This window comes from Intrasporangium calvum (assembly GCF_028446585.1).
GTDB classification, from domain to species: Bacteria; Actinomycetota; Actinomycetes; order Actinomycetales; family Dermatophilaceae; genus Intrasporangium; species Intrasporangium calvum_A.
Map to the genome: position 1 here is coordinate 44,223 of NZ_JAPFQL010000034.1, position 15,942 is coordinate 60,164.

General features: G+C 71.4%; 14 protein-coding genes and 1 tRNA gene. 5 read left to right on the forward strand and 10 right to left on the reverse strand.

The window, feature by feature from the left end:
- Nucleotides 1-3: 3 nt before the first annotated feature.
- Nucleotides 4-3,741: a methionine synthase gene (metH, locus tag OO014_RS09440; protein WP_420485494.1), complete on the reverse strand. Its 3,738-nt coding sequence runs from the start codon at nucleotides 3,739-3,741 to the stop codon at nucleotides 4-6.
- Nucleotides 3,742-3,969: 228 nt separating this feature from the next.
- On the opposite strand from metH, the gene OO014_RS09445 reads away from it, so the two are divergent.
- A complete protein-coding gene (locus OO014_RS09445) occupies nucleotides 3,970-4,824 on the forward strand; it encodes a PAC2 family protein (protein ID WP_272462055.1) in 855 nt (284 codons plus the stop codon).
- A gap of 84 nt (nucleotides 4,825-4,908) precedes the next feature.
- On the opposite strand, the gene mshC is transcribed toward OO014_RS09445, so the two are convergent.
- Genes mshC through OO014_RS09465 form a run of 4 tightly spaced genes read right to left on the reverse strand, consistent with a single transcriptional unit; the run spans nucleotide 4,909 to nucleotide 8,376 of the window.
- Complete coding sequence (mshC, locus tag OO014_RS09450; RefSeq protein ID WP_272462056.1) at nucleotides 4,909-6,165, reverse strand: cysteine--1-D-myo-inosityl 2-amino-2-deoxy-alpha-D-glucopyranoside ligase; 1,257 nt, start codon at nucleotides 6,163-6,165, stop codon at nucleotides 4,909-4,911.
- A 43-nt stretch (nucleotides 6,166-6,208) separates the two neighbouring features.
- The gene (locus OO014_RS09455) at nucleotides 6,209-7,045 is read right to left on the reverse strand and encodes an SCO1664 family protein (RefSeq protein ID WP_272462057.1); all 837 of its coding nucleotides are present in this window, start codon (nucleotides 7,043-7,045) and stop codon (nucleotides 6,209-6,211) included.
- Complete coding sequence (locus OO014_RS09460; protein WP_272462058.1) at nucleotides 7,029-7,598, reverse strand: DUF3090 domain-containing protein; 570 nt, start codon at nucleotides 7,596-7,598, stop codon at nucleotides 7,029-7,031. The genes OO014_RS09455 and OO014_RS09460 overlap by 17 nt, the downstream gene beginning before the upstream one ends.
- Nucleotides 7,599-7,608: 10 nt before the next feature.
- A complete protein-coding gene (locus tag OO014_RS09465) occupies nucleotides 7,609-8,376 on the reverse strand; it encodes an MSMEG_4193 family putative phosphomutase (RefSeq protein WP_272462059.1) in 768 nt (255 codons plus the stop codon).
- 67 nt (nucleotides 8,377-8,443) lie between these two features.
- Between OO014_RS09465 and OO014_RS09470 the strand changes: the two genes are divergently transcribed.
- Complete coding sequence (locus tag OO014_RS09470; protein WP_272462060.1) at nucleotides 8,444-9,445, forward strand: magnesium and cobalt transport protein CorA; 1,002 nt, start codon at nucleotides 8,444-8,446, stop codon at nucleotides 9,443-9,445.
- Between the two features lie 10 nt (nucleotides 9,446-9,455).
- Here OO014_RS09470 and OO014_RS09475 read toward each other — a convergent pair whose 3' ends face one another.
- The gene (locus tag OO014_RS09475) at nucleotides 9,456-10,316 is read right to left on the reverse strand and encodes an undecaprenyl-diphosphate phosphatase (protein WP_272462061.1); all 861 of its coding nucleotides are present in this window, start codon (nucleotides 10,314-10,316) and stop codon (nucleotides 9,456-9,458) included.
- A gap of 113 nt (nucleotides 10,317-10,429) precedes the next feature.
- Nucleotides 10,430-11,494: an LLM class F420-dependent oxidoreductase gene (locus OO014_RS09480; protein ID WP_272462062.1), complete on the reverse strand. Its 1,065-nt coding sequence runs from the start codon at nucleotides 11,492-11,494 to the stop codon at nucleotides 10,430-10,432.
- 83 nt (nucleotides 11,495-11,577) lie between these two features.
- Here OO014_RS09480 and OO014_RS09485 point away from each other — a divergent pair, with 83 nt between their 5' ends.
- On the forward strand, nucleotides 11,578-12,519 hold the full coding sequence (locus OO014_RS09485; protein ID WP_272462063.1) for an aldo/keto reductase: 942 nt from the start codon (nucleotides 11,578-11,580) through the stop codon (nucleotides 12,517-12,519).
- Nucleotides 12,520-12,560: 41 nt separating this feature from the next.
- Here the strand turns inward: OO014_RS09485 and OO014_RS09490 are convergent, their stop codons facing one another.
- Together OO014_RS09490 and OO014_RS09495 are read right to left on the reverse strand one after the other, a co-directional pair.
- Entirely contained in the window at nucleotides 12,561-13,022 is a 462-nt protein-coding gene (locus OO014_RS09490) for a hypothetical protein (protein WP_272462064.1), read from the reverse strand.
- Nucleotides 13,023-13,155: 133 nt separating this feature from the next.
- Nucleotides 13,156-13,953 (reverse strand): LppX_LprAFG lipoprotein, encoded by a 798-nt coding sequence (locus OO014_RS09495; RefSeq protein WP_272462065.1) that lies wholly within the window; start codon nucleotides 13,951-13,953, stop codon nucleotides 13,156-13,158.
- A gap of 122 nt (nucleotides 13,954-14,075) precedes the next feature.
- Between OO014_RS09495 and OO014_RS09500 the strand changes: the two genes are divergently transcribed.
- Nucleotides 14,076-14,261: a DUF5703 family protein gene (locus tag OO014_RS09500; protein WP_272462066.1), complete on the forward strand. Its 186-nt coding sequence runs from the start codon at nucleotides 14,076-14,078 to the stop codon at nucleotides 14,259-14,261.
- Nucleotides 14,262-14,276: 15 nt separating this feature from the next.
- On the opposite strand, the gene OO014_RS09505 is transcribed toward OO014_RS09500, so the two are convergent.
- On the reverse strand, nucleotides 14,277-15,632 hold the full coding sequence (locus tag OO014_RS09505; RefSeq protein ID WP_272462067.1) for a M20/M25/M40 family metallo-hydrolase: 1,356 nt from the start codon (nucleotides 15,630-15,632) through the stop codon (nucleotides 14,277-14,279).
- Nucleotides 15,633-15,763: 131 nt separating this feature from the next.
- On the opposite strand from OO014_RS09505, the gene OO014_RS09510 reads away from it, so the two are divergent.
- Nucleotides 15,764-15,850, forward strand: a tRNA-Leu gene (locus tag OO014_RS09510).
- Nucleotides 15,851-15,942: the final 92 nt, after the last annotated feature.

The following is a 15,942-nucleotide window of genomic DNA, read 5'->3' on the forward strand; positions in this document are numbered from 1 at the left end:
GCCTCAGTCCTCCGGGTCGTAGGCGAGGTTGGACGAGAGCCAGCGTTCCGCCTTGGCGAGCGACCATCCCTTGCGCGCTGCGTAGTCGGCCACCTGGTCGCGCCCGAGCCGGCCGACGACGAAGTACTGCGACTCGGGGTGCGAGAAGTACCAGCCCGACACCGACGCTCCCGGCCACATGGCCATTCCGTCGGTCAGCTTGATGCCCGTGTGCGCCTCGACGTCGAGGAGCTGCCAGAGCGTCTCCTTCTCGGTGTGCTCGGGGCACGCGGGATAGCCGGGTGCCGGCCGGATGCCCTGGTACTCCTCCTTGATGAGGCCGGAGTTGTCGAGGTGCTCGTCGGGCGCATAGCCCCACAGCTCCTTGCGGACCTTCTCGTGCATCCGCTCGGCGAAGGCCTCCGCGAGCCGGTCGGCCACGGACTCGAGCAGGATGGCGTTGTAGTCGTCCAGCTCGGCGCGGAAGGCCGCGACCCGCTCCTGGCTGCCGAGGCCGGCCGTCACGGCGAACGCGCCGACGTAGTCGCGCAGGCCCGTCGAGCGCGGCGCGACGTAGTCCGCGAGGCTCCGGTTGGGGATCCCGCCGCGGTGCTCGCCCTGCTGGCGCAGGTGATGGAGGACCGCGACGGGCTGGTCGCGGTGCTCGTCGAGGTAGACCTCGGTGTCGTCGCCCACGGAGTTGGCGGGGAACAGCCCGACCACCGCGTTGGCCGTCAGCCAGTCCTCCGCGATGACGCGGTCGATCATGGCCTGCGCGTCGTCGTAGAGCTTGCGGGCCGCCTGGCCGCTCGCGGGGTTGTTGAGGATGTCGGGGAAGGACCCCTTCAGCTCCCACGCGTTGAAGAAGGGCTGCCAGTCGATGTAGCGCCGCAGCTCCTCGATCGGGTAGTGCTTGTAGACCCGAACGTGCTGGGTGCTCCCCTGATGCCAGACGACCGGCGACACGTCCTTCTCCTGCTGCAGGAGCAGGTGCGGACGGGGCGGGTGGTAGCCCTCCCACGAGAGCGGCGTCGCGTTGGCGCGGGCCTGCTCGAGCGTCAGCAGGGGTCGGTCGTGCTTGGCGGCGTGACGGGTCCGCAGGGCGTCGTAGTCGGCCTTGACGTCGGCCATGAGCCGCGGCCGCTGTTCGGCGCTGAGCAGGGCGGCCGCGGTCGGCACGGAGCGCGAGGCGTCCTTGACCCAGACGACCGGACCGTCGTACTTCGGGTCGACCTTGACGGCCGTGTGGGCCCGCGAGGTCGTCGCCCCGCCGATGAGCAGGGGGATCTCGAAGCCCTGGCGCTGCATCTCGGCGGCGAACCCGACCATCTCGTCGAGCGACGGGGTGATCAGGCCGGAGAGCCCGATGAGGTCGGCGTCGTGCTCCCTGGCCGCGTCGAGGATCTTCTGGGCGGGCACCATGACGCCGAGGTCGATGACCTCGTAGTTGTTGCACTGGAGGACCACGCCCACGATGTTCTTGCCGATGTCGTGGACGTCTCCCTTGACGGTCGCCATGACGATGGTGCCGTTGGTGTCCTTCTGCTTGGCCAGCTCGGGGTCCTTGGCCTTCTCCTCCTCGATGTAGGGGATGAGGTAGGCCACCGCCTTCTTCATGACGCGCGCGCTCTTGACCACCTGCGGGAGGAACATCTTGCCCGCGCCGAAGAGGTCGCCGACGACGTTCATGCCGTCCATGAGCGGACCCTCGATGACCTCGATGGGCCGCCCGCCTGCCGCGGCGATCTCCTCCCGGAGGAGCTCGGTGTCGTCCTCGATGTGGGCGTCGACGCCCTTGACGAGGGAGTGGGTGATCCGCTCCCGGACCGGCAGCGCCCGCCACTCGTCCTCGGCGACGGCCTCCGCGCCCGCGGCCCGGTTGTAGCGCTCGGCGATCTCGAGCAGCCGCTCGGCCGCGTCGGCGCGACGGTTGAGGACGACGTCCTCGATCCGGTCCCGCAGCTCGGCGTCGATCTCGTCGTAGACGGCGAGCGCGCCGGCGTTGACGATGCCCATGTCGAGCCCCGCGGCGATCGCGTGGTAGAGGAAGACCGCGTGGATGGCCTCGCGGACCGGGTTGTTGCCCCGGAACGAGAAGGAGACGTTGGAGATCCCGCCGGAGACCTTGGCACCGGGAAGGTTCTCCTTGATCCAGCGGGTCGCCTCGATGAAGTCGCGGCCGTAGGAGGCGTGCTCCTCGATGCCGGTGGCCACGGCGAAGACGTTGGGGTCGAAGATGATGTCCTCGGCCGGGAAGCCGACCTCCTCGGTGAGGATGCGGTAGGCGCGGGCGCAGATCTGGGTGCGCCGCTCGAGGGAGTCGGCCTGACCGTCCTCGTCGAAGGCCATCACGACCGCGGCCGCGCCGTACTTGCGCACGAGGCGGGCGTGCTCGACGAAGGGAGCCTCCCCCTCCTTGAGCGAGATGGAGTTGACGATGGCCTTGCCCTGCACGCACTTGAGGCCCGCCTCGATGACCTCCCACTTGGACGAGTCGATCATCACCGGGACCCGGCTGATGTCGGGCTCGCTGGCGACGAGCTTGAGGAAGCGGTCCATCGCGGCGACGCCGTCGATCATCCCTTCGTCCATGTTGACGTCGATGACCTGGGCGCCGTTCTCCACCTGCTGCGCCGCCACGGAGAGCGCGGTGTCGTAGTCGCCGTCCTTGATCAGGGTGCGGAAGCGCGCCGAGCCGGTGATGTTGGTCCGCTCCCCCACGTTGACGAAGAGGCTGTCGTCGGTGATGGTGAACGGCTCGAGACCGGACAGGTGCATGGCGGGAGCGGCCGGCCACACCTCGTGCCCGGGCTTGCCGTCGACCGCCTTGGCGATGGCGGCGATGTGCTCCGGGGTCGTCCCGCAGCAGCCGCCGACGAGGTTGACGAAGCCGGCGGTGGCGAACTCGCCGATCACCTCGGCCGTCTCGTCGGGGGCCTCGTCGTACTCGCCGAAGGCGTTGGGCAGCCCGGCGTTCGGGTAGCAGGAGACGAAGCAGTCGGCGACCCGGGCCATCTCGCTGATGTAAGGGCGCAACTCCTTCGCGCCGAGTGCACAGTTGAGGCCGACCGCGAGCGGGCGGACGTGGCTCACGGAGTTCCAGAAGGCCTCCGTCACCTGCCCGGAGAGGGTGCGGCCGGACGCGTCGGTGATGGTGCCGGACACGATGACCGGCCACCGCCGCCCCAGCTCCTCGAAGACGTTCTCCACGGCGAAGATCGCGGCCTTGGCGTTGAGCGTGTCGAAGATCGTCTCGATGAGGAGGAGGTCGACCCCGCCATCGAGCAGCCCGCGCGTCGCCTCCGAGTAGGCGGCGACGAGCTGGTCGAAGCTGACGTTGCGGGCACCCGGGTCGTTGACGTCCGGGGAGATCGAGGCGGTGCGCGTCGTCGGACCGATCGCTCCCGCAACCCAGCGCGGCCGGTCCGGGGTGCGGGCCGTCATGGCGTCGGCCTCGCGTCGGGCCAGCTGCGCAGCGGCCCAGTTCAGCTCGTACGCCAGCTCGCTCATGCCGTAGTCGCCGAGTGAGATGGCGTTGGCGTTGAAGGTGTTGGTCTCGATGATGTCGGCGCCGGCCTCGAGGTAGTCCCGGTGGATCTGGGCGATGAGGTCGGGCTGGGTCAGCGTGAGCAGGTCGTTGTTGCCCTGCAGGTCGGTCGGCCAGTCGGCGAAGCGCTCGCCGCGGTAGCCCGCCTCGTCCGGCCGGTCCCGCTGGATGGCGGTGCCCATCGCGCCGTCGAGCACCATGATGCGCTCGCGCATGGTGGCTGCGAGGATCTCGGTGGCGTCGGGACGGTGTGCTCGGGACTGGGTCACGGTTTCTCTCCGGGAGGGTGGGCAGGATCCCCAATTCTAGGGAGATCGGCGCCGTCGTCCCTTCCGTGGCCGAGGAGTGGTCGCCGTTGGCCCTCCGCAGCTTCCTGTGGCAGACCGTCCCCGCGGCATAAGGTGAGATGCAGGGGCACGTCCGCCCCGCTGAGAGGAGAGGCCGTGCTGGAGTTCGAGGACGTCCCGGATCTCGTCGACCCGGTGCTCATCGCGGCCTTCGAGGGCTGGAACGACGCGGGCGAGGCGGCGAGCGCCGTCGTCCGGCACCTGGCCGAGGTCTGGGATGCCGAGCTGGTCGCGGCGTTCGACCCGGAGGACTACTACGACTTCCAGGTCAACCGGCCCCGCGTCGGCATCGAGGACGGCCGGCGGGTCCTGTCGTGGCCGACAACGCGGATCCTCGTCGCGACGGAGACGGGTTTTGACCGGGACGTCGTGCTTGTCCAGGGCATCGAGCCGTCGATGCGGTGGCGGAGCTTCTCGGTGGAGCTGCTCGAGCTGGCCCAGCAGCTGGGCGTGTCGACGATCGTCACGATCGGCGCCCTGCTCGCGGACGTGCCGCACACGCGCCCGATCCCGGTGACGGCCACGGCGGAGGACGACGCGGCGATCCACCGGTTCGACGTCGAGGCGAGCCGCTACGAGGGTCCGACCGGCATCGTCGGGGTGCTCAGCGCGACGGCGAGCGACGCGGGTGTGCCGACGGTGTCGGCGTGGGCCGCGGTGCCGCACTACGCGGGGGGCTCGCCCTCGCCGAAGGCGACGCTGAGCCTGCTGCGGCGCATCGAGTCCCTGCTCGGGGTGACGATCGAGCACGGCGAGCTGGAGGAGAACGCCCGCGCGTGGGAGCGCGGGGTCGACGAGCTGGCCCAGTCGGACGAGGAGGTCGCCGAGTACGTCCAGTCCCTCGAGGAGGCCCAGGACACGGCCCAGCTGCCCGAGGCGACCGGCGACGCGATCGCGCGGGAGTTCGAGCGCTACCTGCGGGGTCGGGACGACGACCAGGGCGGCCGCTGACCTGCGGCGTCGGGCTGGCTTCCTGCTGCCGTATGCCGCTGGGCTCGCTCCCAGCCGGCCGTGGCCGCCGCTCCTACCGCAGATTCAGAGCCGGACGCCGAGGAGGGCGTCGATGGCACGGGCCAGCAGACCGGGCGCCCCGGCGTCGTCGCCGCCCCGCGCGAGCGCCTCGTCGGCCCACCGGTCGACGGAGGCGAGCGCCCGGGGACTGTCGAGGTCGTCGGCGAGGGCGGCACGGATCTGCGCGACGGTGTCCTCGGCGGGCGGGCCGCCGTTGCCGGAGAGGGCTCGGCGCCAGGTGGCGAGCCGCTCCTGCGCGGCGGTGAGGTCGCTTTCCTGCCAGATCCAGTCGCTCGCGTGGTGCCGGGCGAGCAGGGCGAGCCGGATCGCCATCGGGTCGACGCCGGCGCGGCGCAGCTCGGAGACGAAGACGAGGTTGCCCTTGCTCTTGCTCATCTTCTCGCCGTCGAGGCCGACCATGCCCTGATGGACGTAGGTCCGGGCGAAGGTGGTCGTGCCGCTGAAGGCGCGGGCGTGCGCAGCGCTCATCTCGTGGTGCGGGAAGACGAGGTCGGAACCGCCGCCCTGCACGTCGATCGGCAGGCCGAGGTGGGTGCAGGCGATGCAGGCGCACTCGATGTGCCAGCCAGGTCGGCCCGGACCGAGCGGGCCGCCGTCCCACTCGGGCTCTCCCTCACGGTGGGCGCGCCACAGGAGGGCGTCGAGCCGGTTGCGCTTGCCCTCGCGGTCCGGGTCGCCGCCGCGCTCGGCGAAGACCTCGAGCATGCCGGCCTCGTCGAGCTGGCTGACCGAGCCGAACTTCGGGTCCCGGCTGACGTCGAAGTAGACGTCGTGAGCCCCTGGCCGGGAGGCGTCCGGGGCCGGCACGAGGTAGGCGTCCCCTGACGCGAGCAGCTGCTCGATGGGGGCGATGAAGGTCGGGATGCTCTCGACGGCCCCGAGGTACTCGTCCGGGGGCAGCACGGCGAGGGCGGTCATGTCCTCGCGGAAGAGGCCGATCTCGCGGGTGGCGAGGTCCTCCCAGGGGATCCCGTCGCGGTCGGCCCGCTCGAGGAGGGGGTCGTCGATGTCGGTGATGTTCTGCACGTAGCGGACGGCGACACCGCTGTCGCGCAGCGCGCGGACGAGCAGGTCGAACGTCAGGTACGTCGCGGCGTGACCCAGGTGGGTCGCGTCGTAGGGCGTGATGCCGCAGACGTAGACCGAGGACGTGTCCCCGAGCGCGGCGGGGAGGAGCTCGCCGGAGACCGTGTCCTTGACGCGGACCTCAGGTGAGCGACCTGGGACCTGGGGGACGAACGGTGCGGGCCAACTCTTCACGCGCAGACTCTATCCGCAGCCGGCCGGCCGGCCGCGCATCCCCTCAGAGCGGCGGCCACGGGACGGCGGGCCAGCCCGGGCTCGGGCGCGGGTGCCGCCGCAGGCGGAGCAGACGGGCGACCCGCTCCCGGAGGGCGGCCACGTCCTCGTGCGGCAGGAGGAGCTCCAGCGCCTCGCCCAGTCCTTCGTCGCGGTCGTCCAGCGTGCCCTGCAGCCGCTCGAGTCGCGCGAGGTCGGCGTCCGTCAGCGGCTCGCCGGCCCAGCCCCAGAGGACCGTCCGCAGCTTGGGGGTCGCGTGGAAGGTGACGCCGTGGTCGATCGCCCAGAGCCGGCCGGTGGCGTCGCGCAGGCAGTGCGAGCCCTTGCGGTCGGAGTTGTTGATCACGGCGTCGAGCACGGCGAGCGCCCGGACGTCGTCGGTCGCGGCGTGGACGACGGTGACCGGCTCACCCGTCACCGTCTCACCGGTGAACGTGGGCAACCAGCCCGTGGGCACCGCATCGCCGGGGACGAGGTCGACGACCTCGTCGTCCGGTACGGGCGCGAACGGGTCGCCGACCCAGCGCTGGACGGAGCCGGTCCCCAACGGGCCGTCGCGCAGGACGGTCGGCGGGACGACGTGCCAGCCCCCTGCCTCCGAGACGAGGTGCGCAGCCACTTCGCGGCCGGCCAGGGTGCCCTCGGGGAAGTCCCAGAGCGGCTGCTCGCCCCGCACCGGCTTGTAGATGCCGTAGGCGCCGTCACCCGCGACGAGGCGGACCAGCAGGGCGACGTTGGAGGACGACGTGACCCGCCCGACCACCTCCAGCTCGCCGAGCAGGGCCTGGTCGTGCGCCGCTGCCCCGCGCGGCGGGAGCGCTCCGTCAGCGGCGGTAGCCATTGGCCCGGGGGCAGATGTGCCCTGACGGGTCGAGGGGCCGACCGCAGAAGGGGCACGGCGGTCGGCCGGCCCGGACGACCGTCATGGTCCGCCGGGCGAAGGCACGCGCCTGTGCGGGGTCGAGCGACACCCGGAGTGAGTTGCGCGCGAAGGGCGATCCCTCGAGGCCCTCTCCGATCGGGGGATCCACCTCGGCCTCCCCCGGCAGCTCGTCGGGATCGTGGTCGTGGCACTCGATGACGAGCCGCTGGTGCTCCTCGTCCCAGGCCAGCGACAGGGTCTGGACGCGCCAGTCCTCCTCGAAGGGCGTCTGGAGCGGCTCCGTGTCCTCCGGCGCGCCGCCCGGCTCGCCCGGCTCGATCGCCGCCGCCGGGGCGAGCTGGTCGAGCACGTCATTGATCCGGTCGGCGAGGATCGAGACCTGCTCCTTCTCCACCGCGACGGTGACGACCCGCCGGCCATCGGTCGCCTGGAGGTAGAACGTCCGGTTGCCCGCGGGTCCGACCGTGCCCGCGACGAAGCGCGCCACCGGGTCGAAGTCCTGGAACGTCATGCCGTCGACCCTATCCGACCTCGTCGGCCCGCCCCGGTGCGTCCGCAGGCGCAGCGGACGGGGTGTCGGGGGCGCCGGCACCGCCCCCGACAGCTGCGTCTCCGTCGCGCCCCGGCGCCGTCGCGGGCCGGACGGCACGCAGGTCGCCGCCGATGTCGTTGAGCCGGACGAGGAACGGCCGCCGCGGCGTGTAGTGCACGACGCTGACCGAGCCGGGGTCGACGACGAACCGCTGGAAGTCGTCGAGACGCGCCCCCGCAGCGTGGGCCAGGACCGCCTTGATCACGTCCCCGTGCGACACCGCCACCCACACTGCCTCGGGTCCGTGCTGCTCGAGCACGTGGGCGTCGGTCTCCCGCACGGCGCTGAGGGCCCGCTCCTGGACCTCGGCGAGCGACTCGGCACGGAAGGCGTCCGAGGCGGGGAAGCGAGCCTCGCTCGGCCGGTCCTGGACCACCTCCCAGAGCGGCTCACTGACGAGGTCCCGCAGTGCCCGCCCGGTCCAGGCCCCGTAGTGGCACTCCCCCAGCCCGGGGTGCACCGAGCGCGACAGGGGCCCCAGCTCGTCGGCGATCCGGTCAGCCGTCTGCAGGCAGCGGTCCAACGGTGAGGACACGAGGTGCGCCACCTCGATCCCCGCCGCCGCGATCGACTCGCCGACGCGGGTCGCCTGCGCCTCTCCCGCCTCGTCGAGGAAGACCCCCGGGGTCCATCCGGCCAGCACGCCTGCCGTGTTGGCGCTGGAGCGGCCGTGGCGGACGAAGAGGACAGTGGGCACCCGGCCAGCGTAGACGCGCCGACCCAGCCCAGCGGCATACGGCATCGCCTTGTGGTGGAGTAGGGCTGTGATCGTGGACCAGGCCATCTACCGCCGGGGAGAGCGCGTCGAGTGCGGGGACCTCAGCGACGAGCTGGGGCGGCTTCGCGCGGGCGCCGAGGGGTTCCTGTGGATCGGTCTGAAGGACCCCACCGACGAGGAGTTCGCCCTCGTCAACCGCGAGCTCGGCCTGCACCCGCTCGCCGTCGAGGACGCCGTGACCGGCAACCAGCGCGCCAAGATCGAGCAGTACGAACGCTCCGTGTTCGTCGTGCTCAAGACCCTGCGCTACATCGACGAGACGAGCGACATCGAGACCGGCGAGCTGATGCTCTTCATCGGCGACCGCTTCGTCGTCACCGTCCGGCGCGGCGAGGGCAACCCGCTGCGTGACGTGCGCCAGCGCCTCGAGCTCGAGCCCGACCGGCTCGAGCATGGGCCGCTCGCCGTGCTCCACGCCGTGATGGACTCCGTGGTGGACCACTACGTCTTCGTCGACCGGGAGCTGAGCATCGACCTCGACGACATCGAGGCGCAGGTCCTGGCCGAGGACGGGGTCGGGGACGCCAACACGATCTACCGGCTCAAGCGCGAGGTCCTCGAGTTCAAACGGGCGAGCTGGCCGCTCGCGGACGCGCTGGCCACCTACATGGACCGCGGCGCAGGACGTGACCTGCACGTCGACATCCGCCACTTGTTCCGCGACGTGGCCGACCACCTGCGCCACGTCAACGACCACATCGAGGCCTACGACCGGCTCCTCTCGGACATCCTCGCCGCCCACCTCACCAGCGTCTCGGTCCAGCAGAACGCCGACATGCGCAAGATCTCCGCCTGGGTGGCCATCGCGGCCGTGCCGACCATGATCGCCGGCATCTACGGGATGAACTTCGAGGTCATGCCCGAGCTCGTGGCAAGCGTCAACGTCGACGGCACGGAGTACCACTACGGCTACTTCGTCGTCCTCGCGGCGATGGTCGGGGCCTGCTGGTTCCTCTGGACGAGGTTCAAGCGCTCCGGGTGGCTCTGAGGCCGACGGGTCACGTGGCCGAGAGCCAACCCGCCCCAAGGACGACGGCGAGCACGAGGCCCAGGCCGACCCGGTACCAGACGAACGAGAGCAGGCTGTTGGAGGCGACGAAGCGCAACAGCCACGCGATCGAGGCGTAGGCGACGGCGAACGCCACCACGAGACCGACGATCATCGGGCCGATCCCGAGGTCGACCAGGGCGTCCTGCTGCTCGGCGGCCTGGAAGACTCCCGCCGCGGTCAGCGCCGGGATGGCCAGGAAGAAGCTGAGCCGCGTCGCGGTGACCCGGTCGATGCCCCGGGCCAGGCCTGCCGAGATCGTGGCACCCGAGCGGGAGACGCCGGGGATGAGCGAGAAGCACTGGACGAGACCGATGACCAGCCCGTCCACCGGGGTCACGGAGTGCTCGCCCCGGACGGCCGCCCGCCGCTCGTAGGTCGTGTGCATCCGCTCGGACACCACCATGACGGCGCTCCACAGGACGAGCGCCGCGGCCACGACCCAGAGGCTGCGCAGGGCACCGGCGATGAGGTCGCGGGCGAGGAACCCGACGACGCCGACCGGCAGCGAGCCGATCACCACGGCCCACGCGAGACCGTAGTCCGGGTCGCGCCGTCCCTCCGCCGAGGCGAGGCCCCGGAACCAGGCGCGCGCGAACCGGACGATGTCCTTGAAGAAGTAGATCAGCGTGGCGGCGATGGCGCCGAGCTGGATGACCGCGGTGTAGGCCGTGACGGCCGGGGCGTCCACCTCCAGGCCGAGCAGCTTCTCGGTGATGGTGAGGTGGCCCGTCGACGAGACGGGCAGGTACTCGGTCAGGCCCTCCACGACGCCGAGGATCACTGCGTCGAGATAGCTCAGGTCAGCCACGATTCACGAAACCTTCTGGGTCGGGGGAACGCCGGGGTGGCCCGGCCCGCCTGGGCGTGCGTGGGCACAGGCGTGCAGCCTAGCCGGGGCGGCTGTCAGGCGCGGACGGCAGGTCAGGCGCCGGGGGCCCCGCGGGCGGCGTGCAGATCCGCCATCACGGCCAGGGTCGCGGTGGCCTGCTGCCGGGTCATCCGCCCCCCGGTGGCCACGGCCAGGGTCGTCACGCCGGCCTCCTCGTAACGGCCGAGCCGACGCGCGACCCGCTGCGGCGAGCCGAGCAGCGCGGTCTCGTCGATGAAGTCGATCGGGACCGCGGCGGCAGCCTCACGGTGGTGCCCCGCGAGGTAGAGGTCCTGGATCCGCGCGGCCTCCTCCTCGAAGCCCATCCGGCACGCGAGCCGGTTGTAGAAGTTCTGCTCCCGCGAGCCCATCCCGCCGATGTAGAGGGCGCAGTAGTCCCGCAGGTGGTCGGCTGCCTCGCTGACGTCGTCGACGAGCACGACCGGGGTCGACGACACCACGTCGAACCCCGACAGGGGGTCCTCCGTCGTGCCGCGCCCGGCCGCGCGGCGTGCCTCGGCAATGAGTCGGATCTCCTCCCGGGCGTGCTCCGGGCTGAGGAAGATGGCCAGCCAGCCGTCCGCGATCTCGCCCGTGAGGGTGAGGTTCCGGGGGCCGACGGCCGCGAGGTAGACGGGCACGTCGGCCCGCAGCGGGCGCGAGCCGAGCTTGAGCGCCTTGCCGGGCCCGTCCGGCAGCGGCAGCTCGTAGTGCGGGCCCGCGTGGGTCACCCGCTCACGACGCAGTGCCGAACGGACGATGTCGACGTAGTCGCGGGTCCGCCCGAGCGGGCTGGCGAACCGCACCCCGTGCCACCCCTCGCTGACCTGCGGACCGGAGACGCCGAGGCCCAGGCGGAACCGGCCGCCCGACATGGTGTCGATCGTCATCGCGGTCATCGCCGGCGTCCGCGCCGGGATCTGCATCACCGCGGACCCGAGGTGGACCTGCTCGGTCAGCGCCCCGATCCAGGCGAGCATCGACGGCGCGTCCGAGCCGTAGGCCTCGGCGACCCAGACGCTGTCGAATCCGAGCCGGTCCGCCTCGACGGCGATGGCCACCATGTCGTGGCCGGCGGCGCCGCGGTCCCAGTAACCGAGGTTCACTCCCAGTCGCATGGGGGGAGGGTAGCGCCGCTCCCCTGCCCTACCGGCGCGCCGCCACCCGGTCGCGACCACCCGAGCGGCTACCGTGCTGCACCATGCAGCGACGAGTCGGCACCTCTGGCCTTCGGGTCACTCCCCTGGCGCTCGGGACCATGACATGGGGCAACTCCGTCGACCGCCACGAGGCGACCGACCACGTGCGCGCCTTCCTCGACGCCGGTTGCCAGCTCGTCGACACCGCCTACGGCTACGGCGGCGGGGACGCGGAGACCTGCCTCGGCGACATGCTCGACAAGCTCGTCCCCCGCGACGACCTCGTCATCTGCACCAAGGCCGGCATCCACCGGGTGGCCGACGAACGCCGGGTCGACGTCTCGCGCCGCGGCTTGATGCACCAGCTCGACGCCTCCCTCCAGCGGCTGCGCACCGACCACGTCGACCTCTGGCTCGTGCACAGCTGGTCGGACGAGGTGCCCCTCACCGAGACCCTGTCCGCACTGGAGTGGGCGGTGGCCACCGGACGCGCCCGCTACGTCGGTGTGTCGAACTACTCCGGCTGGCAGGCCACCCGCGCCTTCAGCCTGCTCGAGCAGTCACGGGTCCCCTTGGTGGTCAACGAGATCCAGTACTCCCTCGTGGAGCGCAGTGCCGAGCGAGAGCTGCTGCCCGCGGCCGAGTCGCTCGGCTTCGGCATCCTCGCCTGGTCGCCACTGGGCCGCGGCGTCCTCACCGGCAAGTACCGGTCCGGCGTCCCAGCGGGCTCGCGTGCGACGTCGCCGGACTTCCCCGCCTTCGCCGAGCGGTTCCTCGACGAGCACAGCATGCGGGTCTCCGAGGCCGTGGTCATGGCCGCCCGAGGGCTCGGGGTGTCCCCCTCGGAGGTGGCGTTGGCCTGGGTGCGCGACCGCCCGGCGGTGACGGCGCCCATCGTCGGCGCTCGCACCAGCGCGCAGCTGCGGACCGCGCTCACCAGCCTCGAGCTGACCCTGCCACCAGAGATCGTCGACGCCCTGGAGGACGTGTCCCACCTCGGCTGACCCCGGGGCGCCTGCGGGCTCAGGGAGTCACGCCGCTCCCCTCAGGCCTTGCTGGTCGGGCCGCCCCGGTCGTCGCCGTCGAGATCGTCGTCGAGATCGTCGTCGTCCTCGTCGTCATAGTCGAGGTCGTCGTCCTCGTCCTCGTCGTCAAGGTCGTCGTCGTCAAGGTCGTCGTCGTCAAGGTCGTCGTCGTCAAGATCGTCGTCCTCGTCGTCCTCGTCATCCTCGTCGTCGTACTCGTCCGGGTCGAGCCCGGCGTAGACGCCGTCGGAGTCCTCCTCGTCCTCGTGACCGTCGAAGTCGTCACCGTAGACGGCCAGCGGCGTGGCGACCTCCGTCGCCACGAAGAGCGCCTCGTCGTACTCGTCGAACGCCTCGGCCAGGTCCTGCGCCGCCGCGGTGACGAGGGGGTGGTCGGGATCCTTGGCGGACGCTGCCGCCTCGTAGTGGCGTTCGAGCGCAGTGATGAGCCGCTCCAGGGCGGCGCGGGGCTCCACGGTCATGAGTCGACCGTAGTCGACCGGGCAGGACGATGACACCGAATGTCGGCACCAAATGGCCCTGCTCGAACGGGCAACGGCTCGCGAACGCAGCAGACGTTCACGAGCCGTTCACCACCTGCTCGAGCCTCTCGGCTCAGGAGTTGGGGACCTCCACGACGTCGGCCGCCGGCGGTGCGGATATGTCGACGGGCTCACCGTAGTTGCTCATCTTCATCTCCACCTCGGCCCCCGCGACGGAGTAGACCACCTGGCGGAGCCGGTTGTCGGCGTCGAGCCACATGTCGTAGACGACGGTGTCGGGCAGGTCCTTGGCGTCCTGGGGAAGGGTGTCGCCCAGCGCCTTGGTGTCCATCGTCACCTCGTAGTGCTGCACCGGCTCGCCATCCACCTCTTCGGCACCGACGAACTTCACGTCCTTGACGGCCTTCTCGTAGGTGGCCGCGAGCTGGGCGGGGTCGGCCTGCTGGAGCGACTTCTCGAACTCCTCGGCCATGGCTCCGGTGACGGCCACCTTGGCCCACTTGCCCGGCTCGAGGCCGGGGATGCCCTTGAGGAAGAGCGAGCTCTCGAGCAGGATCATGTCGAGGCTCATCGCCTCGCCCATGTCCATCGTCATCTGCATGGCGGGGCTGGCGCCAGCCATCTTCATGTCGCCCGACATGGTGACGGCCTGACCTTCGATCTCCATCGCCATCTCGACGTGCGCGGTCGTCATCTTGGTGCTGCCGGCCAGCAGCGCCGCCACGAAGGAGTCCCGGTCCCCGTGCGTCGGCGCGGCCGTGCTGGTCGCGGGCGTGGTCGTCGAGCCTGCGATCGTGCCGGCCGCCGTCGGGTTGGCGGTCGGGGCCGGTGTGTCCGACGAGCACGCGGTCAGCAGCGCGAGCGGCAGGACGATGGTGGCGGCCGCGACGCGGCGGGTCCTCTTCAGCATGGTGCCCTCCTGGGCCTTGGGGCGCCCCCGGGCGGGCCTCCCCCGATCCCCTGGGCCTTACCGTGTGACCGTACCCCACGGACTGGCGGCCTGATGGGGACTCGGGTGCCACAATGTCCGCGATGACCGAGTACGAGTACCACGTGCTGACGTTCGACCGGCACACGTCCAAGGCGACGCGGCGCCAGGCCGTGCGCGAGCATGCGGAGTACGGCCGCTGGGAGCTGACTCGCTCGGTCCGCTACGAGGGCGGCGTCCACCGGGTCTGGTTGCGCCGGCGGATCATCCGCGTCCAGCGCACCGCCTGAGCGCCCGACCCGGGGTCAGCAGGTGCGCAGGAAGTCGCCGAGCACTCGCGCCCCGAAGCGCAGTGACTCGACGGGCACGCGCTCGTCGATGCCGTGGAACATGGGCGCGAAGTCGAGGTCGGCGGGCAGGCGCAGCGGCGCGAAGCCGTAGCCGGTGATCCCGAGCGTCGCGAGCGCCTTGTTGTCGGTCCCGCCGGACAGGCAGTAGGGCAGCACCGTTGCTCCCGGGTCGGCGCGGAGCAGGGACTGCTTCATCGACTCGACGAGACTGCCTTCCCAGGGCGCCTCGATGGCGATGTCGCGGTGGACGACCTCGACCTCGACGTGCTCGCCCGCGAGCTCTCGGATGGTCGCGAGGAGCGACTCCTCGTGGCCGGGCAGGTAACGGCAGTCGACGGCCGCCGACGCGGACTGCGGGATGACGTTGTGCTTGTAGCCGCCGTCGAGCATGGTGACGTTGGCCGTGTCCTGCAGGGTCCCGCGCACGAAACCCTGCGCGCCGCCCAGGGTGGCGAGCAGCGGGTCGAGCCCAGCGGCATACGGCTGCTGGGTCAGGGCGCTCAGCCCGTCGAGGAGCTGCTTGACGGAGGCGATGTACTCGCGGGGCCACTCGTGGGTGGCGATGCGGCCGATGGCCGCGGCGAGGCGGACGATGGCGTTCTCGTCGTTGGGCACCGACCCGTGCCCGGCACGGCCGTGGGCGTGCAGCCGCAGCCAGAGGATGCCCTTCTCGGCCGTCTGGAGCAGGTAGGCGCGGCGCTCGCCGTCCGGGGTGGGGACGCTGACGCTGTAGCCGCCGACCTCGCTGACGGCCTCCGTGACGCCCTCGAACCAGTGCGGGTGCCGGTCGACGAGCCAGTGGCTGCCGTGGACCCCGCCGGCCTCCTCGTCGGCGAAGAAGACGAAGGTCGTCGTCCGCGCCGGCCGGGTGCCCGTGCGCGCGAACTCGCGCAGATTGGCCAGGATCATGGCGTCCATGTCCTTCATGTCGACGGCGCCGCGTCCCCAGATGCAGCCGTCGCGTTCCTCAGCGCCGAAGGGGTCGACCTGCCAGTCGGCCGCGTTGGCCGGCACCACGTCGAGGTGCCCGTGCACGGCGAGGCCGGGCCGGGTGGGGTCGGTCCCCTCCAGGCGCAGCACGACGGTCGCTCGCCCCGGGCGACTCTCGAGCAGCTCGGCCTCGAGACCGACCTCGGCCAGCTGGCCCACGACGTACTCGGCTGCCGCCCGCTCCCCCGGTCCGCTGTCGTCGCCGTAGTTCGACGAGTCGATCCTGATCAGGTCGCTGCAGATCCGCGCGACCTCGTCCTGCGCCGTCACGTGGGTGGTCGGGGTGGGCGCAGACGTGTCCTTCGCGGCGGGGTTCGGCATGACGTGAGCGTATGCCGCTGGGCTCGTTGGGTGCCGCCCGCCCGTTTGGGCATTTGGTCAGGTCCCGTGCTACCGTTTCACCTCGCCGCAAGGGATTCGCCCGAGAGGACGGATTGCTTGCTCATCACCTTGTCGGGGTGGCGGAATGGCAGACGCGCTAGCTTGAGGTGCTAGTGCCCTTAACGGGCGTGGGGGTTCAAGTCCCCCCCTCGACACCAGTCAGGCCCCGGGTCTCGGTCAGAGACCCGGGGCCTGTCCCTTTGTCGGGTCGGGTCGCTCAGACCTCGATCTCGGCCAGCGCAGCCGGCAG